General features: G+C 66.5%; 18 protein-coding genes. 11 read left to right on the top strand and 7 right to left on the bottom strand.

Features of this window, described 5'->3' with window-relative positions; all coding sequences use genetic code 11:
- Window positions 1–6: 6 nt before the first annotated feature.
- The 3 genes from zipA (at window position 7) to ACS8Y6_RS09150 (ending at window position 3,543) form a co-directional block, all read left to right on the top strand.
- Entirely contained in the window at window positions 7–954 is a 948-nt protein-coding gene (zipA, locus tag ACS8Y6_RS09160; RefSeq protein WP_440855435.1) for a cell division protein ZipA, read from the top strand.
- Window positions 954–3,071: an NAD-dependent DNA ligase LigA gene (ligA, locus tag ACS8Y6_RS09155; RefSeq protein ID WP_440851192.1), complete on the top strand. Its 2,118-nt coding sequence runs from the start codon at window positions 954–956 to the stop codon at window positions 3,069–3,071. The genes zipA and ligA overlap by 1 nt, the downstream gene beginning before the upstream one ends.
- Window positions 3,072–3,141: 70 nt before the next feature.
- Window positions 3,142–3,543, top strand: coding sequence for a hypothetical protein (locus ACS8Y6_RS09150; protein ID WP_440851193.1), 402 nt, complete (start codon window positions 3,142–3,144; stop codon window positions 3,541–3,543).
- Here ACS8Y6_RS09150 and ACS8Y6_RS09145 read toward each other — a convergent pair.
- From ACS8Y6_RS09145 to ACS8Y6_RS09130, 4 genes are read right to left on the bottom strand one after another with little or no spacing between them, the layout of a single operon-like run.
- The gene (locus ACS8Y6_RS09145) at window positions 3,533–3,748 is read right to left on the bottom strand and encodes a hypothetical protein (RefSeq protein WP_440851225.1); all 216 of its coding nucleotides are present in this window, start codon (window positions 3,746–3,748) and stop codon (window positions 3,533–3,535) included. The genes ACS8Y6_RS09150 and ACS8Y6_RS09145 overlap by 11 nt on opposite strands.
- Complete coding sequence (locus ACS8Y6_RS09140; RefSeq protein WP_440855434.1) at window positions 3,697–4,176, bottom strand: TonB-dependent receptor plug domain-containing protein; 480 nt, start codon at window positions 4,174–4,176, stop codon at window positions 3,697–3,699. The genes ACS8Y6_RS09145 and ACS8Y6_RS09140 overlap by 52 nt, the downstream gene beginning before the upstream one ends.
- 59 nt (window positions 4,177–4,235) lie before the next feature.
- The gene (locus tag ACS8Y6_RS09135; protein WP_440851194.1) at window positions 4,236–4,502 is read right to left on the bottom strand and encodes a BolA family protein; all 267 of its coding nucleotides are present in this window, start codon (window positions 4,500–4,502) and stop codon (window positions 4,236–4,238) included.
- Window positions 4,503–4,511: 9 nt separating this feature from the next.
- Entirely contained in the window at window positions 4,512–4,811 is a 300-nt protein-coding gene (locus ACS8Y6_RS09130) for a YciI family protein (protein WP_440851195.1), read from the bottom strand.
- Window positions 4,812–4,911: 100 nt separating this feature from the next.
- Between ACS8Y6_RS09130 and ACS8Y6_RS09125 the strand changes: the two genes are divergently transcribed.
- The 7 genes from ACS8Y6_RS09125 (at window position 4,912) to ACS8Y6_RS09095 (ending at window position 10,931) form a co-directional block, all read left to right on the top strand.
- Entirely contained in the window at window positions 4,912–5,550 is a 639-nt protein-coding gene (locus ACS8Y6_RS09125) for an L-threonylcarbamoyladenylate synthase (RefSeq protein ID WP_440855433.1), read from the top strand.
- A 78-nt stretch (window positions 5,551–5,628) separates the two neighbouring features.
- Entirely contained in the window at window positions 5,629–6,645 is a 1,017-nt protein-coding gene (gene trpS / locus ACS8Y6_RS09120) for a tryptophan--tRNA ligase (protein WP_440855432.1), read from the top strand.
- Window positions 6,646–6,660: 15 nt separating this feature from the next.
- Window positions 6,661–7,476, top strand: coding sequence for a segregation and condensation protein A (locus ACS8Y6_RS09115; RefSeq protein ID WP_440855431.1), 816 nt, complete (start codon window positions 6,661–6,663; stop codon window positions 7,474–7,476).
- A complete protein-coding gene (gene scpB / locus ACS8Y6_RS09110; protein WP_440851199.1) occupies window positions 7,473–8,168 on the top strand; it encodes an SMC-Scp complex subunit ScpB in 696 nt (231 codons plus the stop codon). Before ACS8Y6_RS09115 ends, scpB begins: the two co-directional genes overlap by 4 nt.
- Before the next feature lie 77 nt (window positions 8,169–8,245).
- Complete coding sequence (locus tag ACS8Y6_RS09105; protein ID WP_440851200.1) at window positions 8,246–9,025, top strand: ferredoxin--NADP reductase; 780 nt, start codon at window positions 8,246–8,248, stop codon at window positions 9,023–9,025.
- A 20-nt stretch (window positions 9,026–9,045) separates the two neighbouring features.
- Window positions 9,046–9,789 carry a pseudouridine synthase gene (locus tag ACS8Y6_RS09100; RefSeq protein WP_440851201.1) on the top strand — a complete coding sequence of 248 codons (744 nt, stop codon included), beginning with the start codon at window positions 9,046–9,048 and terminating at the stop codon, window positions 9,787–9,789.
- A 401-nt stretch (window positions 9,790–10,190) separates the two neighbouring features.
- Window positions 10,191–10,931: an endonuclease III domain-containing protein gene (locus ACS8Y6_RS09095; protein ID WP_440851202.1), complete on the top strand. Its 741-nt coding sequence runs from the start codon at window positions 10,191–10,193 to the stop codon at window positions 10,929–10,931.
- Window positions 10,932–10,934: 3 nt separating this feature from the next.
- Here ACS8Y6_RS09095 and ACS8Y6_RS09090 read toward each other — a convergent pair whose 3' ends face one another.
- From ACS8Y6_RS09090 to ACS8Y6_RS09080, 3 genes are read right to left on the bottom strand one after another with little or no spacing between them, the layout of a single operon-like run.
- On the bottom strand, window positions 10,935–11,615 hold the full coding sequence (locus ACS8Y6_RS09090; RefSeq protein ID WP_440851203.1) for an HAD family hydrolase: 681 nt from the start codon (window positions 11,613–11,615) through the stop codon (window positions 10,935–10,937).
- Complete coding sequence (gene ubiG, locus ACS8Y6_RS09085; RefSeq protein WP_440851204.1) at window positions 11,612–12,322, bottom strand: bifunctional 2-polyprenyl-6-hydroxyphenol methylase/3-demethylubiquinol 3-O-methyltransferase UbiG; 711 nt, start codon at window positions 12,320–12,322, stop codon at window positions 11,612–11,614. Before ubiG ends, ACS8Y6_RS09090 begins: the two co-directional genes overlap by 4 nt.
- Entirely contained in the window at window positions 12,312–13,658 is a 1,347-nt protein-coding gene (locus ACS8Y6_RS09080; RefSeq protein WP_440851224.1) for a TRZ/ATZ family hydrolase, read from the bottom strand. Before ACS8Y6_RS09080 ends, ubiG begins: the two co-directional genes overlap by 11 nt.
- Before the next feature lie 241 nt (window positions 13,659–13,899).
- Between ACS8Y6_RS09080 and gyrA the strand changes: the two genes are divergently transcribed.
- The gene (gyrA, locus tag ACS8Y6_RS09075; protein ID WP_440851205.1) at window positions 13,900–16,509 is read left to right on the top strand and encodes a DNA gyrase subunit A; all 2,610 of its coding nucleotides are present in this window, start codon (window positions 13,900–13,902) and stop codon (window positions 16,507–16,509) included.
- The last annotated feature ends 17 nt before the right edge of the window (window positions 16,510–16,526 follow it).

The following is a 16,526-nucleotide window of genomic DNA, read 5'->3' as shown; positions in this document are numbered from 1 at the left end:
TCGCCTATGTCTATCGTGCAGTGGCTTGTTCTGATTCTCGTTGTCGTCGTCGTTGCCGGCGTCTACTGGTATATCCGTCGTCAGGGCGGGGGCGATCCCTGGCAGGGCATGGACGACCCCGCGGCCGGGGGCAGCGAGCGCGCACCGGGCGGCGGCGATTCGTATATCGTCGGCGTACGCACGATCAACAAGGAGACGCCGGCCGACCGCAAGGCGGCGGCCGAGGCCGCGCGCGCCCGCGAGACCGAACAGGCGGCCGATCACGAGGCCACGGGCCGTACGCGCGCGGTACGCCAGCCGACGGCGGTGCGGCGCCGGCCGGCCGCGCCCGACGCCAACGGGCAAGCGCCGGCCGACAGCGCGCCGCGCGGTCGAACCACGGTGCGTTCCAGCGAAGCCGAGACGCCGCGCGGCCTGGACCAGCCGGCTGGCGGCGAGGGCGACGCGCCGGGCGCGGACACCGAGATTCCGCCGGCGGCGACCGAGCGTGTCGAAATGGTCGCGCCCGAGCGCACCGAGCAGTCGCAGTTGTTCGTGCTCTACGTCGCGGCCCCCGAGGGGCAGGTGTTCGACGGGCCGAGCATTCACGAAAGCCTGGCGCGGGCCGATCTCAAGTTCGGCCTCAATGACCTGTATCACCGGGTCACCGAAGTTCACGGCGTGACCGAGTCGGTTTTTTGTGTGGCGAACATGCTCAAGCCGGGCACGCTGGATCCGGTCGACCAGGATCAGCTGACCACGCCGGGCCTGACCCTGTTCCTGCTGGTGCCCGCGCCGATCGATGGCCGGCCCGCGATGCGCGACATGATGGAAACCGCGAACCAGCTGGCCACCGACCTCGGCGGGCAGGTGTTCGACGACAACCGCGCCTTGCTCAAGGCGCAGACGGCGCAGTACATACTCGACCAGATCGCCGATATCGATCGTCGGGCTCAGCTCGGTCGCCGGCGCTGATGAGCGAGCCCGTTCCGGCGGCCAAACGCAAGCGCGCCCGGCAGCTCGCCCGGGCGCTGGCCGAGCACAGCCGTGCCTATTACATCGAAGCCGAACCGACCATTTCGGACGCCGAGTACGATCGCCTGTTTCGCGAGCTGGAGGCCCTCGAGGCCGAGTACCCGGCGTTGGTCACGCCCGATTCGCCGACCCAGCGCGTCGGCGCGCCACCGGTGGATGAATTCCAGTCGGTCGAGCATGCGACGCCGATGCTGTCGCTGGCGAACTGCTTCGACGACGAGGAGCTGGCCGAGTTCGATCGGCGTGCCCGCGAAGGGGCCGGCGTGGATGAGCTGGTCTACTGCGCGGAGCCCAAGTTCGACGGCACGGCGCTGAATCTGCGCTTCGAAGCCGGCGTCATGGTGCGTGCCACCACCCGTGGCGACGGCATCACCGGCGAGGATATTACCGCCAACGCCCGCACCATCCGCAATCTGCCGCTGCGCCTGGCCACCGACGAGCCGCCGGCGTTCATCGAGATCCGCGGTGAGGTCGTACTTGCCCGCTCGCGTTTCAACGCGCTCAACGCACGGCTGGAAGCACAGGGCCAGAAAACCTTCGTCAACCCACGCAACGCCGCCGCGGGCAGCCTGCGCCAGCTGGACTCGCGCATCACCGCCACGCGGCCGCTGGCGTTCATGGGCTATGGCATCGGCCGGGTTGATGGCGCCGAACTCACCGACAGTCTCTTCGAGCAGCTGCGGTTGCTGTCGGACTGGGGCTTCACCATCAGCCCGTATGTGGATCGCGTCACCGGATTGCAGGGTTGTCGGGCCTACTACGAAGCCATGGCCGCGCGCCGCGCCGATCTGGACGTCGAGATCGACGGCTGTGTGTTCAAGGTCGACGACGGTCCGAGCCGCGACGAGCTGGGTTTCGTCGCCCGCGCGCCGCGCTGGGCGATCGCGCGCAAGTTCCCGGCCGAGGAAGCCACCACCACACTCAACAGTGTCGAGTTCCAGGTCGGGCGGACCGGTGCGCTCACGCCGGTGGCCAAGCTCGAACCGGTATTCGTGGGCGGTGTGACCGTCTCCAACGCCACCCTGCACAACATGGACGAGATCGAGCGCAAGGATATTCATATCGGCGATCGCGTGGTGGTGCGGCGGGCCGGCGACGTGATACCGGAGATCAAGGCCGTCGCCGCGCGCGGTGACCGGGCCACGGCGATCGAGCTGCCGTCGACCTGTCCGGTCTGTGGTTCGGCGGTCGAGCGAGTCGAGGGCGAGGCCGTGGCGCGTTGTACCGGCGGGCTGGTGTGTGCGGCGCAGCGACGCGAGGCACTCAAGCACTTCGCCTCGCGCAATGCGCTCGATATCGAAGGCCTCGGCGAGCGTCAGATCGAGGCCTTCGTCGCCGAGGGGCTGCTGCATTCGCCGGCCGACATCTTTTCGCTGGCCGAACATCGCGACGCCCTGGTCGAACGCGAAGGCTACGGCGAGAAGTCCGTGGCCAATCTGCTGGCCTCGATCGAGGCGGCCAAGCAGACCACGCTGGAGCGCTTCATCTTCGCCCTCGGTATTCGCGAGGTCGGCCAGACCATGGCGCGCGACCTGGCGCGTCACTTCGGCACGCTGGAGGCGCTGAGAACCGAGGCGAAGCGGTATCACCAGCGTCTGGCCGATGTACAGGCGCAACATCCGGACAACAAGGCCGCCCGCGATCGCGCGATGGTCGCCGAGGGCCTGCAGGCGGTGCCGGGCGTCGGCGCGCGCGTGGCACAGTCGATTGCCGACTTCTTCACCGAGCCGCGCAACATCGCGGTGATCGACGCCCTGATCGAGGCCGGTGTGCACTGGCCGACGGTGGATACCGATGCCGCCGCCCAGCCTCTGGCGGGCCAGACCTTCGTGCTGACCGGCAGCATGGCGTCGCTGACGCGCGACCAGGCCAGCGACCGCCTGGAGGCACTCGGTGCCCGTGTGACCTCCAGCGTGTCGAAAAAAACCGATTACGTGGTGGCCGGCGAGCGCGCCGGCAGCAAGCGCGACAAGGCCGAAAAGCTGGGCGTGACGATTCTCGACGAGGCCGGCCTGCGGGCATTGCTCGACGAACACGAGGACAGCGTAGCCAGATAACGCCAGGCGCTTGCCGCTCATCGCGCAAGATCGTAGTCTATCGCGTCGATTCCAACACAGGATGAGCAGGGTGGCGCGAAGCTGGCTCGAGGTCACAACCGGGGAAGTGCAATCGCGGATGGGCGACAACCAGCGTCTGGCCGAGCGGCGCGAGTCCATGGCCGAACAGGCCTGGTCGGCAATCGACGGTTGGGTGGCCGCGGCATTCCAGGCCGCGGGCGAACGGATCGGCCGGCGCGAGTTTCGCGTTGCCGGCGATAGTGAGTATGCCGTCGCCCGATGCGGGATTTACGCCCCGGGTGCCGTCGAGCATGACCCGCGGGTCGCCTTTCACGAAGCCGAATTCGATGCCTACCAGCCACTGGTGGTGCTGCGACGCAAGGTCAACGGCGCGGGCGCGCCGGTCGAAAGCCGCACCCTGCGGGTCAGTGCGCTGGACGAGGCCACCTTGAACGAATTCCTCAGCGGCTGAGCGTACCGCCGCTCCGCCCACGAAGCCGGGACTTCAAGCCGGCATAGATCGCGCCTCCGGGCGCGGGTTCGAAGTAACGTCGGCCGTAGCTGTTGATGCCGCTGTTGTCGAAATATTTCTCGTCGCACAGATTGTCCAGCCCGGCGTAGACGGTCAGGTGATGCGCCCCGGGCGGTACCGTCTTGCCCGCGCGCGCGTTGACCACGGTATGCGGCGCCAGGCACGCAGTATTGGCATCGTTGGCGTAGATCGAGCCGGCCCAGTGAACGCCGAACGCCGAACGCCGAACGCCGAACGGGCGCCGAAACCGCGTATCGACACGCGCAGATTCTGCACGAAATTGGAGCCGTTGTTGGCGTACACGCCCGGCACACGATTCAGCGCCGCGTTGAGCTGGGTCTTGCGTCGGCCCCGGTCGATCGCGTCGTGGCCGATCACGTCTACGGCAGCCGCGGTCGACAGCAGCTCCTGGCCGAGCCGGAAGGCGTTGACCCGGATCGGGGCGAGCACGCGGGTCGGTGCGTTCGCGGTGTCGTTGCCGGCGCCGACGGGCGTCGCCGCCGGGCCGGTCCGGGCATGCGCGGAGGTACCCGCAACCAGCAGACAACCCGTGGCGAGGAGGCGGATGTTCAAGTGCTTTCTCCCTGCGCGCGCCCGCTCCTCCCCCGGGGCGCGTGATGGTTATGGCGATCTTATTGTTCGGGAGGTAGTGCCCGTATCTGCAGTGCGTGGATATCGGTCTGCATGAGATCGCCCAGCGCGTCATAAACCAGTCGATGACGCTGGATGGGGCTCAACCCGGAGAACCTCGGCGACCGGATCGTGACATGAAAATGCCCCAGCCCGGTTGCCGCGCCCGCGTGGCCGACATGCAGGTGGCTGTCGTCGCGGATGGCGATGTCGTCGGTGTCCAGCCCCGTGGCGAGGGCGGCGCGGATACGATGGATGCGATCACTCATGGAAACGGCTTAAAAGACTTTCTTGTACGGGTAGACCGTGGATTCCAGGTACACGCCTTCGGCGTTGTAGGGATCGACTTTCGCCCATTGGCGGGCCGACTCCAGGCTGTCGAAGGCTGCGATGATGATGCTGCCCTGATAACCCTCGGTGATCTTGCCGTAGGCGTCGGTGCGCGGCAGCGGGCCGGCCGTCAGCAGGCGGCCTTCGGCATCCAGATCGCGCAAGCGCTGGCGATGCTCTTCACCGGCTTTGGCCCGACCGTCGGCGCTCTCGGCCACGTCGAAGGAAACGATAGCAAAGTAATCCATGACAATTGGTTCCCGAAACGGGTATGTGAGGCTCATAGTGTGCCGCATGCAGCCGGGCTCGACTATGGGCGATGCCGCCGGGAGTGGTTACACTGGATGTATGAGCGAACTCGTCCACATCCACGCGCAGACCCCGCAGCCCCGCCGTATCGAAAAGGTCGCCAGTGCGCTGCGTGCCGGCCGGGTGATCGCCTATCCCACGGACTCATCCTACGGCCTGGCATGCGCCATGGGCGATCGCAGCGCGATGGAACGTATCCGGCAGATCCGCGGGCTCGATCGCGATCATTTCTTTACCCTGGTGTGTCGCGATCTGTCGGAGATCGCGCATTACGCCAAGGTGGAGAATCCAAGTTTCCGCCTGCTCAAGTCGGCAACGCCCGGGGCCTATACCTTCGTCCTGAAGGCATCCAAACAGGTGCCGAACTGGCTGGCGCACCCCAGGCGCAAGACGATCGGCATCCGGGTGCCCGGCCATCCGGTCGCGCGTGCGATCGTCGATGCGCTCGGTGAACCCTTCATGACGGTGACCGCGGTCGCCCGCGACGATCGCGCCCTGTCCGAGGCCACCGAGGTACGCGAGGAGTTCGACCGGCAGATCGACCTCGTGGTGGACGGCGGGGCCACCGGCGTCGAACCGACGACCGTGGTCGACCTGACCGAAGACGTGCCCCGGATCCTGCGCCCGGGCAAGGGCAGTGCCGAGGCGATCGGTCTGGACGGGGACGAGACCGCCTGACGCCATGGGCTCGGCGCTTCCGGCGCGGTGCCGTATACTCGCGCGTCCGTCATTCTCGACAGCTGGGAGTAGTAGCTCGTGTCCTCGGCCCATGCCCGACCGGTCGTATTATCCGGTATTCAGCCCTCCGGCGAACTCACGCTGGGCAATTACATTGGCGCGCTCAAGCACTGGGTGAACATGCAGTCGACCCACGATTGCCTGTTCGCGCTGGTCGACATGCACGCGATCACCGTGCGCCAGGACGCGGCCGCGCTGCGTGCTCGCTGCCATGAATTCCTGTGCCTGTATCTGGCCGCCGGCATTGATCCGGACAACGCGACGCTGTTCGTGCAGTCGCACGTGCCGGCGCATGCCCAGCTGGCCTGGCTTTTGAATTGCCATACGTCGATGGGCGAGCTCAACCGCATGACCCAGTTCAAGGACAAGTCGGCCAGGAACGTCGACAACGTCAATGCGGGCCTGTTCGACTATCCGGTGCTCATGGCGGCGGACATCCTGTTGTACCAGGCCGATGCCGTGCCGGTCGGCAACGACCAGAAGCAGCATCTCGAACTGACCCGCAACCTCGCCGAGCGTTTCAATGCGCGCGTGGGTGAGTCCGTGTTCACCGTGCCGGAGCCGTTCATCCCCGAGGTGGGCGCGCGCATCATGAGCCTGGGTGAGCCGAGCGCCAAGATGAGCAAGTCGGACGATGTCGAGGCCAATGTCATCAAGCTGCTCGACCCGCCGAAGAAAGTGGTCAAGAAGATCAAGCGCGCGGTCACCGATTCCGACGGCGAGGTGCGTTTCGACGAGGCGAACAAGCCGGGCGTATCGAATCTGTTGTCGATCTTCTCGACGGTGACCGATCGTCCGATCGCCGACCTGGAGGCCGACTACGCCGATTCCGGCTATGGCGCGCTCAAGGGTGACCTGGCCGAGGCGGTGGTGGCATTCCTCGAGCCGCTGCAGGCGCGCTATGCGGAATTCGCCGCCGACACCGCCGGGCTGGACGCCATCCTGGCGCGCGGCGCCGCGGCCGCCCGGGAACGGGCCCAACCGACGCTCGATGCCGCGTACGCGGCGACCGGCTTCCTGCCGGGCGCGGCCTGAGGCCGTCCGCCGATCTTGACCGCGACCGCCGCCGATTCGGAGCCGACGCCGGATGATGAAGCCATCCGGGTCGCGGGCGAGCGCTACGAGGCGCTGCCCGAGGATCTGTACATCCCGCCGGACGCGCTGCGCGTGTTTCTGGAGACCTTCGAAGGCCCGCTCGATCTGTTGCTGTACCTGATCCGTCGTCAGAACCTGAACATCCTCGATATTCCGGTGTTCACGATCACCCAGCAGTACATGGCCTATATCGAATTGATGGAGGAAATGGCGATCGAACTGGCCGGCGAGTATCTGCTGATGGCCGCGATGCTGGCCGAGATCAAGTCGCGCATGCTGTTGCCGAAGGCCGAGGACGCGGAAGAAGACGAGGGCGAGGACCCGCGATCCGAGCTGATCCGCCGCCTGGCCGAATACGAACAGTTCAAGGCGGCGGCGGAAAGCCTGGACGACTGCCCGCGCGTCGGGCGCGACATCACGCCCGTGCGGCACGAGCCCGTGGCGATGGCCATCGAGCGGCCGGCACCGGAAACCGATCTGCGTGCGCTGCTCGGCGCGCTGCATGATGTCCTGACGCGGGCGGAGCTGTATTCGCGGCATGTGATCGAGCGCGAGCCGTTGTCGGTGCGCGAGCACATGACGCGGATTCTCGAACGGCTGGATTCGGACCGCCCGGTGGCATTCGTCGCACTGGTTTCGTTGCAGGAAGGGCGGCTGGGCGTCGTTGTGTCGTTCCTGGCGATTCTGGAACTGGCGCGCGAGTCGTTGATCGCGATCGAGCAGGCGGCGCCGTATGCGCCGGTATCGCTGCGCCGCCGGGGGGCGGAATGACCGAATCGAAGCCGTCACCCGAGGCCGGCGCCGCCCGGACGAGCGAGCGCCGCGAGGTCTCCGAGCGGCGGGTGCGCTGTATCGAGGCCTTGTTGCTGGCCGCGGATTCGCCGTTGTCGGTCGACCAGCTCGTGCGCCTGCTCGCGGCCACCGATGCGGTGGACCAGGCCGATGTGCGCACTGCGTTGTCGGCGTTGGCCGGGCGCTATGCCGATTCGGCCGCGGATCTGGTCGAGGTGGCCGGCGGCTGGCGCTTCCAGGTGGGGCCGGACTACGGCGCGCTGGTGGCCCGGCTCTGGGCGGAGCGCCCGCCGAAGCTTTCGCGCGCCATGCTCGAGACGCTGGCGATCATCTGCTACCGCCAGCCGCTGGCGCGTTCCGACATCGAAGCGGTGCGCGGGGTGTCGGTGTCGACCGGCATCATCAAGACCCTGTCCGAGTATGAATGGATCAAGGTGGTCGGCCATCGTGAAGTGCCCGGCCGGCCGGCGCTGTATGCCACCACCCCCCGTTTCCTCGACGATTTCGGCGTGAAACGATTGGCGGATCTGCCGAGCCTGCCCGAGCTCAAGGATGTCGACACGCTCGACGCCGCGGTCGCACGCCTGCGCGGAGACGCCGACGAGGGCGATTCGGGCACGCCGGAGGGGGCATCCGACGCGCCGCCCGACGACCGCGCGGACTTGGAATAAGCCGCGCCGGCACCACGTTACCCGCCACACTTGTTTTTGGTTTGATGCCGCGAAAGCGGTTTGATGATGGACATCTCATGGCAGCCCTGAATACCGAACGCGTCACCAGCGTCAAGCACTGGAACGACTCCCTGTTTTCGTTCACCACGACGCGCGATGCATCCTTGCGCTTCGAAAACGGTCAGTTCGTGATGATCGGCCTGCCGACCGAAAGCGGCAAACCGCTGTTGCGCGCCTACAGCATCGTATCGGCCAACTACGAGGAATACCTCGAGTTCTTCTCGATCAAGGTGCCGGATGGGCCGCTGACCTCGCGCCTGCAGCATCTCAAGGTCGACGATGAAGTATTCGTGTCGACCAAGCCGACCGGTACGCTGCTGATTACCGACCTGCATCCGGGGCGCAATCTGTATCTGTTGTCGACCGGCACCGGTCTGGCGCCGTTTTTGTCGGTCGTGCGCGATCCGGAGACCTACGAGCGCTTCGAGCGGGTGATCGTGGTGCACGGGGTGCGCTACATCGAGGATCTGGCCTACGACGAGCTGCTCAAGAACGACCTGCCCAACGACGAGATCCTGGGCGAACTCATCCAGGGTCGGTTGTTGTACTACCCGGTCGTCAGCCGCGAGCCGTTCCGCAACCAGGGGCGGCTGACCACGCTGCTCGACAACGGCCGGATGACCCGCGATCTGGGCCTCGAGCCGCTCGATCCCGAGCGCGACCGCGCCATGATCTGCGGCAGCCCGGGTATGCTGGACGACACCGCGAAGCTGCTCGACGATCGCGGCTTCACGGTATCGCCGCATATCGGCAAACCCGGCGAGTACGTGATTGAACGTGCCTTCGTCGAGAAATAACCGCAGCATCGGATCCAATCATGGCTGATCGCATACAGAAAGTGCTGGCGCACGCCGGCTACGGTTCGCGGCGCGAACTCGAGCGCGCGATCGCCGAGGGCCGCGTCAAGATCAATGAGCGCGTGGCGACGCTCGGCGATACGCTCGCGGCGGGCGATAGTGTGCGACTGGACGGCAGGCCGCTCAATCTGGCGAAGCGCGGCGAGGTCCCGGTTCGTGTTCTCGCCTACAAGAAGCACATCGACCAGGTCGTGACCCGTCGCGATCCGGAAGGGCGGGCCACGGTCTTTCGCAAGCTGCCCAAGCTCGACGCGGGACGCTGGCTCGCCGTCGGCCGGCTCGATGTCAATACCTCGGGCCTGTTGTTGCTTACCACCGACGGCGAATTGAAGCGGCGGCTGGAGCATCCGTCGTACGAAATCGTGCGCACTTACGCCGTTCGTGTGCGCGGCAATGTGGATCAGGCGATGCTCGACCGGCTGGTCGAGGGGGTGCAGCTCGAAGACGGCATCGCGCGCTTCGACTCGATCCGCGAGGGCGACGATGCCCATCGCGCCAACCGTTGGTTCGAGGTCACCGTGCGCCAGGGGCGCAACCGCGTCGTGCGCCGTCTCTGGGACAGCCAGGGCGTGACCGTCTCACGCCTCATGCGTACCGGTTTCGGCCCGATTCCGTTGCCCACCGGGGTCAAGGCCGGCAGCTACCGCGAACTGGATAAAAAGGAAGTCAGCGCGCTGGCCAGGTTGGTCGATCTCAAACGTTAGAGCGTGCTTCTATTGTTGTAAGGCATTTATCCGCAGATCAACGCAGATTGACGCAGATGTTATGTCAGCATTCACCGGCTTCGATACGCGTTCATGGCCGTACATTTTTCGGTACGCCGCGGGGCGGGGACAGAGGAAAATGCGCTAGTCAGCGCCCTGCGGCGTTGCGCAGCTTGGTCTTGGCGTGACCAAGGCTGGCGCCAAGCGCGTTGCGGGAGCACGATTGCGGGCGGCAACGCGACTCTGTCGGATCGTGTGAGTGAGCCCTGGCGGCACGAGCCGATGCCTTTTGGAATGATTGGCGTGCCGGATCGCAATCCGTTCGTCAATGAATGCCAGTCGAGTTCAGCGCATGTGCGCTTTCTTGATCGGCGTGAATCTGCGTTGATCTGCGGATATAAATGTCTTCACAAGAGAAGAAATCGTCGGGCGCGGCCGGTACGATCCCGACCGCCGCCGCCATCGTGGATTTCCACGATCGCCTGGCCGCGGCCTATGGGCCGCAACACTGGTGGCCGACCCAGGACCGGGCCAATCCACGCTTCGAAATCCTGGTCGGCGCTGTGCTCACCCAGCACACGGCCTGGACCAACGTCGAGATCGCCATCGCCGCGCTGCGCGAAGCCGGTGCGCTGACGCCCGAGGCGATCCTGGCGCACGATGAACTGCCGGGCCTGATCCGGCGGGCCGGCCCGCACCGGATCAAGGCCGAGCGGCTGCGCTCGTTGTGTCGCTGGTTCGTGGCACGCGGTGGTTTTGCCGCGATCGAGGTGCTGGATACGGCCACCCTCTGCCGCGAACTACGCGCATTGCACGGCATCGGCCCGGAAACCGCCGACGTGATCGCGCTCTATGCCTTCGACCGGCCACGCTTTATCGCCGATGCGTATGCGTTTCGAATCCTCGAGCGCTACGGGCTGTGGCAGGGGCCGCGGCGCTACGAACGGCTGCGCGCGTCGATCGAGACGGCCGTAGGAGCACGTGCCACCGCCGCGTTCTGCGACGAGTTGCACGCGCTGATCGTGGCCCACGCCAAGCAGCGCTGCCACAAGCGGGCACCGGACTGCGCGCGCTGTGTGCTGGCGCTGACCTGTGCGCACGGCCGCCAACAGGCCGGCGATACGCCGGACCCGGTTCGGTGACAATCAGGCGGCGGCCTGCAGTCGCTGAATCGCCTCCCACAGTTCGGCCGGCGTAGCGACCACGGCATCGGCTTGCCACTGCGCGATATCGTCATCCAGCGGCACATAGCCGTAGCTGGCCGCGATCGTCGGCATGCCGGCCGCGCGTCCGGCCAGGATGTCGCGATCCGAGTCGCCGACGTAGACCGAATGCGACGGCTCGACGCCCATGCGCTCGCAGGCCAGCAGGATCGGCCGCGGATCGGGCTTGGATACGCCCGCCGTGTCGCCGCCGATGACGCACCCGGGGGCCGGGTCGAAGGCGGTGTGTTCGATCAATGGCACCGCCAGCGCCTCGATCTTGTTGGTGACCACGCCCCAGGCCAGATCCGCGGCACCCAGGCGCGCGACCAGCTCGCGGATGCCGTCGTAGGGGTGGCTCTCCTGCGTCATGCGTTGGCGATAGCGCGCGATGAAGCGATCGTAGGCCTCGCGATACCCGGCATCTGCCGGCGTGAGGTCGAAGCCGCGGCCCAGCAGGCCGCGTCCGCCGTAGGAGCAGTAGGGGGCGAGCACGTCTTCCGGCATCGGGTCCAGGCCGTCGGCACGGCGCATGTCGTTGAGCGCGCCGACCAGGTCGGGCGCGGTATGCATCAGCGTCCCGTCCAGATCGAACAGCACACTGCGTTGGCCGGCCGAGATCAAGAGGCGTCCCCGTTGCGGCGTGCGTGCACGAAGTAGTTCACATCCGGCCGCGCGCCGAGGGCCGCGTGGCGGGTCAGCGGGTTGTAACGCATGCCGCTGATGTCGACCACGTCGAGGCCGGCGTGCCGGCAGTACGCCGACAGTTCGGCGGGCCTGATCAGCTTGGCGTATTCATGGGTGCCGCGTGGCAACAGGCCGAGCACATACTCGGCGCCACCGATCGCGAGCGCCCAGGCCTTCGGCGTGCGATTGATGGTGGAGAAGAAGGTATGGCCGCCAGCTGCCGTCAGCCGGGCGCAGTCGTCGACCACATACGCGGGTTCGTCGACGTGCTCGAGCATTTCGTAGGCGACCACGATGTCGAACGCACCGGCGAGTTCGGCCGCGAGATCACGGCTCGAGACCACGCGATAATCGATGTCCAGCCGCGATTGCTCGGCATGGCGCCGCGCCGCTTCCACCGCCTGTTGCGCCAGATCGATCCCGGTGACGCGTGCGCCGCGCGCGGCCATGGCCTCGGCGAGCAGACCGGCACCGCAGCCGACATCGAGCACGCGCTTGCCCGCAAGGCCGCCGGCCCGGTGCTCGATATAGGCCGTGCGCAGCGGGTTGATGTCGTGCAGCGGCCGCATGTGGCCGCTCGGGTCCCACCAGTCGGCGGCCATGGCGTCGAACTTATCCAGTTCGGCTTGCTGATTACTCGGCATGACGATCATTCTCCGGTTGGGCGCGGAATGCGGCCAGTTTATCGGCCCAGGCGTCGGCGCGGTGCATGAGGTCGTCGATATCCAGCGTGGTCAGCTGGCGGTCGCGCATCAGGGCGCGGCCCGCGACCCAGGTGTCGGTGACCTGCTGGCGGTTCGCGCTGTAGACCAGGGCGGCGATGGGGTCGAATACCGGCCGCGTCTCCAGCTCGCCGAGATCGATGGCGGCCAGATCGGCGGCCTTGCCGACCTCGATCGAGCCGGTGCGGTCGGCGATGCCGAGCGCTCTCGCGCCGGCGATCGTGGCCATTTCCAGCACGGCGTCGGCCGAGACGGCGGCGGCATCGTTGCCGGCCACCTTGCCGATCAGCGCGGCGGTGCGCATTTCGCCGATCATGTCGAGATCGTTGTTGGAGGCCGCGCCGTCAGTTCCCAGCGCCACGTTGACGCCGGCATCGCGCAGTTTTTGCACCGGGGCCAGGCCGCTGGCGAGCTTGAGGTTGGATTCCGGCGAATGAATCACGTGCACGCCGGCCGCGGCACAGCGCTCGATCTCGGCCGCGGTGAGCTGAGTCATGTGCACGGCCAGCAGATTCGGCGTGAGCAGGCCGAGCGCATCGAGACGCGCGAGCGGCCGCTGGCCGTGCTCGGCCACGGCGCTGTCGACCTCGAATGCGGTTTCGTGAATGTGCATGTGTACCCGTACGTCCATTTCGTCGGCGTAGGTGCGCATCTTGGCCAGCGGCCCGTCGGACACGGTGTAGGGCGCGTGCGGGGCGAACGGGGTGATGATGCGCTCGTGGTGGCGCCAGGCGTCGTGCACGGCCAGGCCCTTGTCGACATACTCATCCGGCGTGGCCGCCCAGACCGTGGGGAAATCGATCAGGATCATGCCGATGGCCGCACGCATCCCGGCGCGGTCGACATGCTCGGCCACGACATCGGGGAAGAAATACATGTCGTTGAAGCAGGTCGTGCCGCCGCGGATCATTTCCGCCATGGCCAGATCGGTGCCGTCGGCGACGAATACCTTCGACATGAATTCCGATTCCAGCGGCCAGATATGCTGCTGCAGCCAGGGCATCAGCGGGAGATCGTTGGCCACCCCGCGCATCAGATTCATCGCCGCATGCGTGTGGGCATTGATGAAGCCGGGCACCAGCAGATGACGCCCACGCTCGATTACTTCCGCGTCCGGATAGGCGGGCCCGGCCTGCTCGCGTGGCAGGATAGCCGCGATGCGGCCCTGGCTGACCACTACGGCATGATTTTCGAGCCATCGATGCGTGCCATCGACAGGGGCGATCCAGCGGGCGTGAATGATGGTTTCGGACAAGATCTTGCCTCGCTTCGGGCGATGAATGAGCGGCCATTCGGCGGCGCGGGGCGCCGGCGCGCCGATGCTACCGGACGGGCCGCATCCCGGACAGCGTCGCGGCCGGCCAATGGCAATGGCTGTGGTATCATATCGCGCTTCGCGCAGAGGTCTTTCGGGCCCGGTCGACAGGCAGGTTTCGGGAGCTTTCCGATACTGCCGGCCGACCGCGACTGCGCGCCGGATCGCCAACTTGAACTAGCCTATGGCCGACGTCGCAAAAGAGATCCTTTCGATCAACCTGGAAGACGAGATGCGCCAGTCGTATCTCGACTATGCGATGAGCGTGATCGTCGGGCGTGCGCTGCCCGATGTGCGCGACGGCCTCAAGCCGGTGCATCGTCGCGTGCTCTACGCGATGCAGGAGTTGTCCAACGACTGGAACCGGCCGTACAAGAAGTCCGCCCGCGTGGTCGGCGACGTGATCGGTAAATATCATCCGCACGGCGACTCGGCGGTCTACGACACGATCGTTCGCATGGCGCAGGATTTCTCCATGCGTTACGTGCTGGTCGACGGCCAGGGCAACTTCGGCTCGGTCGACGGCGACGCGCCGGCGGCGATGCGCTACACCGAAGTGCGCATGTCGAAGCTCGCCCACGAGCTGCTGGCCGACATCGGCAAGGACACCGTCGATTTCATTCCGAATTACGACGAGTCGGAATCAGAGCCGGCGGTGCTACCGACCCGGCTGCCGAACCTGCTGGTCAACGGCGGCACCGGCATCGCCGTGGGCATGGCGACCAACATCCCGCCGCACAACATCCGCGAGATCATCAACGCCTGCCTGGCGGTGATGGATAACGAAGACGTGACCATCGCCGAGCTGATGGCACACGTCCCGGGCCCGGATTTCCCCACCTCGGGCATCATCAATGGCGCCTCGGGCATTCGCGAGGCCTACGAGACCGGCCGCGGGCGGATCTATACCCGGGCACGGGCGCATTTCGAGGATGTCGACGAACGCGGCAAGCAGGCGATCGTGGTCACCGAGCTGCCGTACCAGGTGAACAAGGCGCGGCTGCTGGAAAAGATCGCCGAGCTGGTCAAGGAAAAACGCGTCGAGGGCATCACCGAGCTGCGCGACGAGTCCGACAAGGACGGCATGCGCATGGTGATCGAGCTGCGCCGCGGGGAAACCCCCGAGGTGGTGCTCAACAATCTGTATCGTCATTCGCAGATGCAGACCGTGTTCGGCATCAACATGGTCGCGCTCGACGACGGCCAGCCGCGCACGCTCAACCTCAAGCAGATGCTGGAAGCCTTCATCCGGCACCGGCGCGAGGTCGTCACCCGGCGCACCCAGTACGAACTGGCCAAGGCGCGTGCGCGGGCGCATGTGCTGGAAGGGCTGACTGTCGCGCTGGCCAATATCGACGAAGTGATCGCCCTGATCCGGGCCTCCTCCGGCCCGGCCGAGGCCCGCGAAGGGTTGATGGGGCGCGAATGGGCGCCCGGACAGGTCAACGCCATGCTCGAGCGCGCCGGTGCCGATGCCTCGCGCCCGATCGATCTGTCGCGCCACTACGGGCTGCAGGACTCCGGCCGCTACCGGCTCACCGAAACCCAGGCCCAGGCGATCCTCGATCTGCGTCTGCATCGGCTGACCGGGCTCGAGCAGGACAAGATCGTCGAGGAGTTCGAGAAGCTGCTCGCCGACATCGCCGATTATCTTGAGATCCTGTCGTCGATGGCGCGCCTGTTCGAGGTCATTCGCGACGAACTGGTCGCCGTACGCGACGAATACGGCGATGAGCGCAAGACCCAGATCCTGGATGATCATCTGGATCTGACCACCGCCGATCTGATCTCGCCCGAGGATGTGGTCGTCACACTGACGCACGAAGGCTATGTCAAGAGCCAGCCGCTGGACGACTATCGCGCCCAGCGCCGCGGCGGCCGCGGCAAGTCGGCGACCAAGACCAAGGACGCCGACTTCATCGAGAAACTGTGGGTAACCCACACCCACGACACGCTGCTGTGCTTTTCGTCGCACGGCAAGGCGTACTGGCTCAAGGTGTACGAGTTGCCCAGTGCCGGCCGCGGCGCGCGCGGCAAGCCGATCGTGAACCTGCTGCCGCTGGAGTCCGGCGAGCGCATTTCCGAAGTGCTGCCGATCAAGGATTTCAGCACCGACGAGAACGTGTTCTTCGCCACCCGCAACGGCACGGTCAAGAAGACCGCGCTGGAGCAGTTCTCGCGGCCGCGCACCAACGGGATTATCGCCATCGATCTGCGCGACGACGACGCCCTGGTCGGCGTCGACCGGACCGGCGGGCAGGATACGGTGATGTTGTTCACCTCGGCCGGCAAGGTCATTCGCTTCGCCGAGGCGGACGTACGCCAGATGGGCCGCAACGCCGCCGGTGTGCGCGGCATCCGCCTGCCCGAGGACGACGAATCCGCGGCCGTGATTGGCCTGATCGTCGTGCGCGACGGCGAGATTCTCACCGTCACCGAACACGGCTACGGCAAGCGCACGCCGGTGGACGACTATCCGCTGCGCGGCCGGGGCGGCCAGGGCGTGCTCGCGCTCAAGCAATCGGACAAGACGGGTGCGGTGGTCGGCGCCACCCAGGTGTCCGAAGACGACGAGATCATGCTCATTTCCAACATGGGGACGCTCATTCGAACGGCGGTCTCCGAGATCTCCGTGCTGGGCCGCAATACCCAGGGCGTACGTATTATTCGAGTGGCCGACGATCAGCGCCTGGTCGGCGTGGATCGCATTGCGGTCGAGGACGCGGACGACGAAGCCGCGCCCGGCGACGGCGACGGCGAGACCGAGGCCCCCGAAGCGCCCGACGAGAATTGATGTCGGCGGGCGCGCCC

Origin of the sequence: Salinisphaera sp. RV14 (genome assembly GCF_052044135.1) — a bacterium.
Taxonomy (GTDB): Bacteria; Pseudomonadota; Gammaproteobacteria; order Nevskiales; family Salinisphaeraceae; genus Salinisphaera.
The sequence above is the reverse complement of the archived record's forward strand: the minus strand, read 5'-3'. Positions and strand labels throughout refer to the sequence as shown.

Coding starts and splice junctions, on each gene's coding strand:
- ACS8Y6_RS09125 (WP_440855433.1), top strand. CDS start 4,912: ATGAGCGAACTCGTCCACATCCACGCGCAGACCCCGCAGCCCCGCCGT.
- ACS8Y6_RS09130 (WP_440851195.1), bottom strand. CDS start 4,811: ATGGATTACTTTGCTATCGTTTCCTTCGACGTGGCCGAGAGCGCCGAC.
- ACS8Y6_RS09100 (WP_440851201.1), top strand. CDS start 9,046: ATGGCTGATCGCATACAGAAAGTGCTGGCGCACGCCGGCTACGGTTCG.
- ACS8Y6_RS09135 (WP_440851194.1), bottom strand. CDS start 4,502: ATGAGTGATCGCATCCATCGTATCCGCGCCGCCCTCGCCACGGGGCTG.
- ACS8Y6_RS09095 (WP_440851202.1), top strand. CDS start 10,191: ATGTCTTCACAAGAGAAGAAATCGTCGGGCGCGGCCGGTACGATCCCG.
- ligA (WP_440851192.1), top strand. CDS start 954: ATGAGCGAGCCCGTTCCGGCGGCCAAACGCAAGCGCGCCCGGCAGCTC.
- ubiG (WP_440851204.1), bottom strand. CDS start 12,322: ATGCCGAGTAATCAGCAAGCCGAACTGGATAAGTTCGACGCCATGGCC.
- gyrA (WP_440851205.1), top strand. CDS start 13,900: ATGGCCGACGTCGCAAAAGAGATCCTTTCGATCAACCTGGAAGACGAG.
- ACS8Y6_RS09105 (WP_440851200.1), top strand. CDS start 8,246: ATGGCAGCCCTGAATACCGAACGCGTCACCAGCGTCAAGCACTGGAAC.
- zipA (WP_440855435.1), top strand. CDS start 7: ATGTCTATCGTGCAGTGGCTTGTTCTGATTCTCGTTGTCGTCGTCGTT.
- scpB (WP_440851199.1), top strand. CDS start 7,473: ATGACCGAATCGAAGCCGTCACCCGAGGCCGGCGCCGCCCGGACGAGC.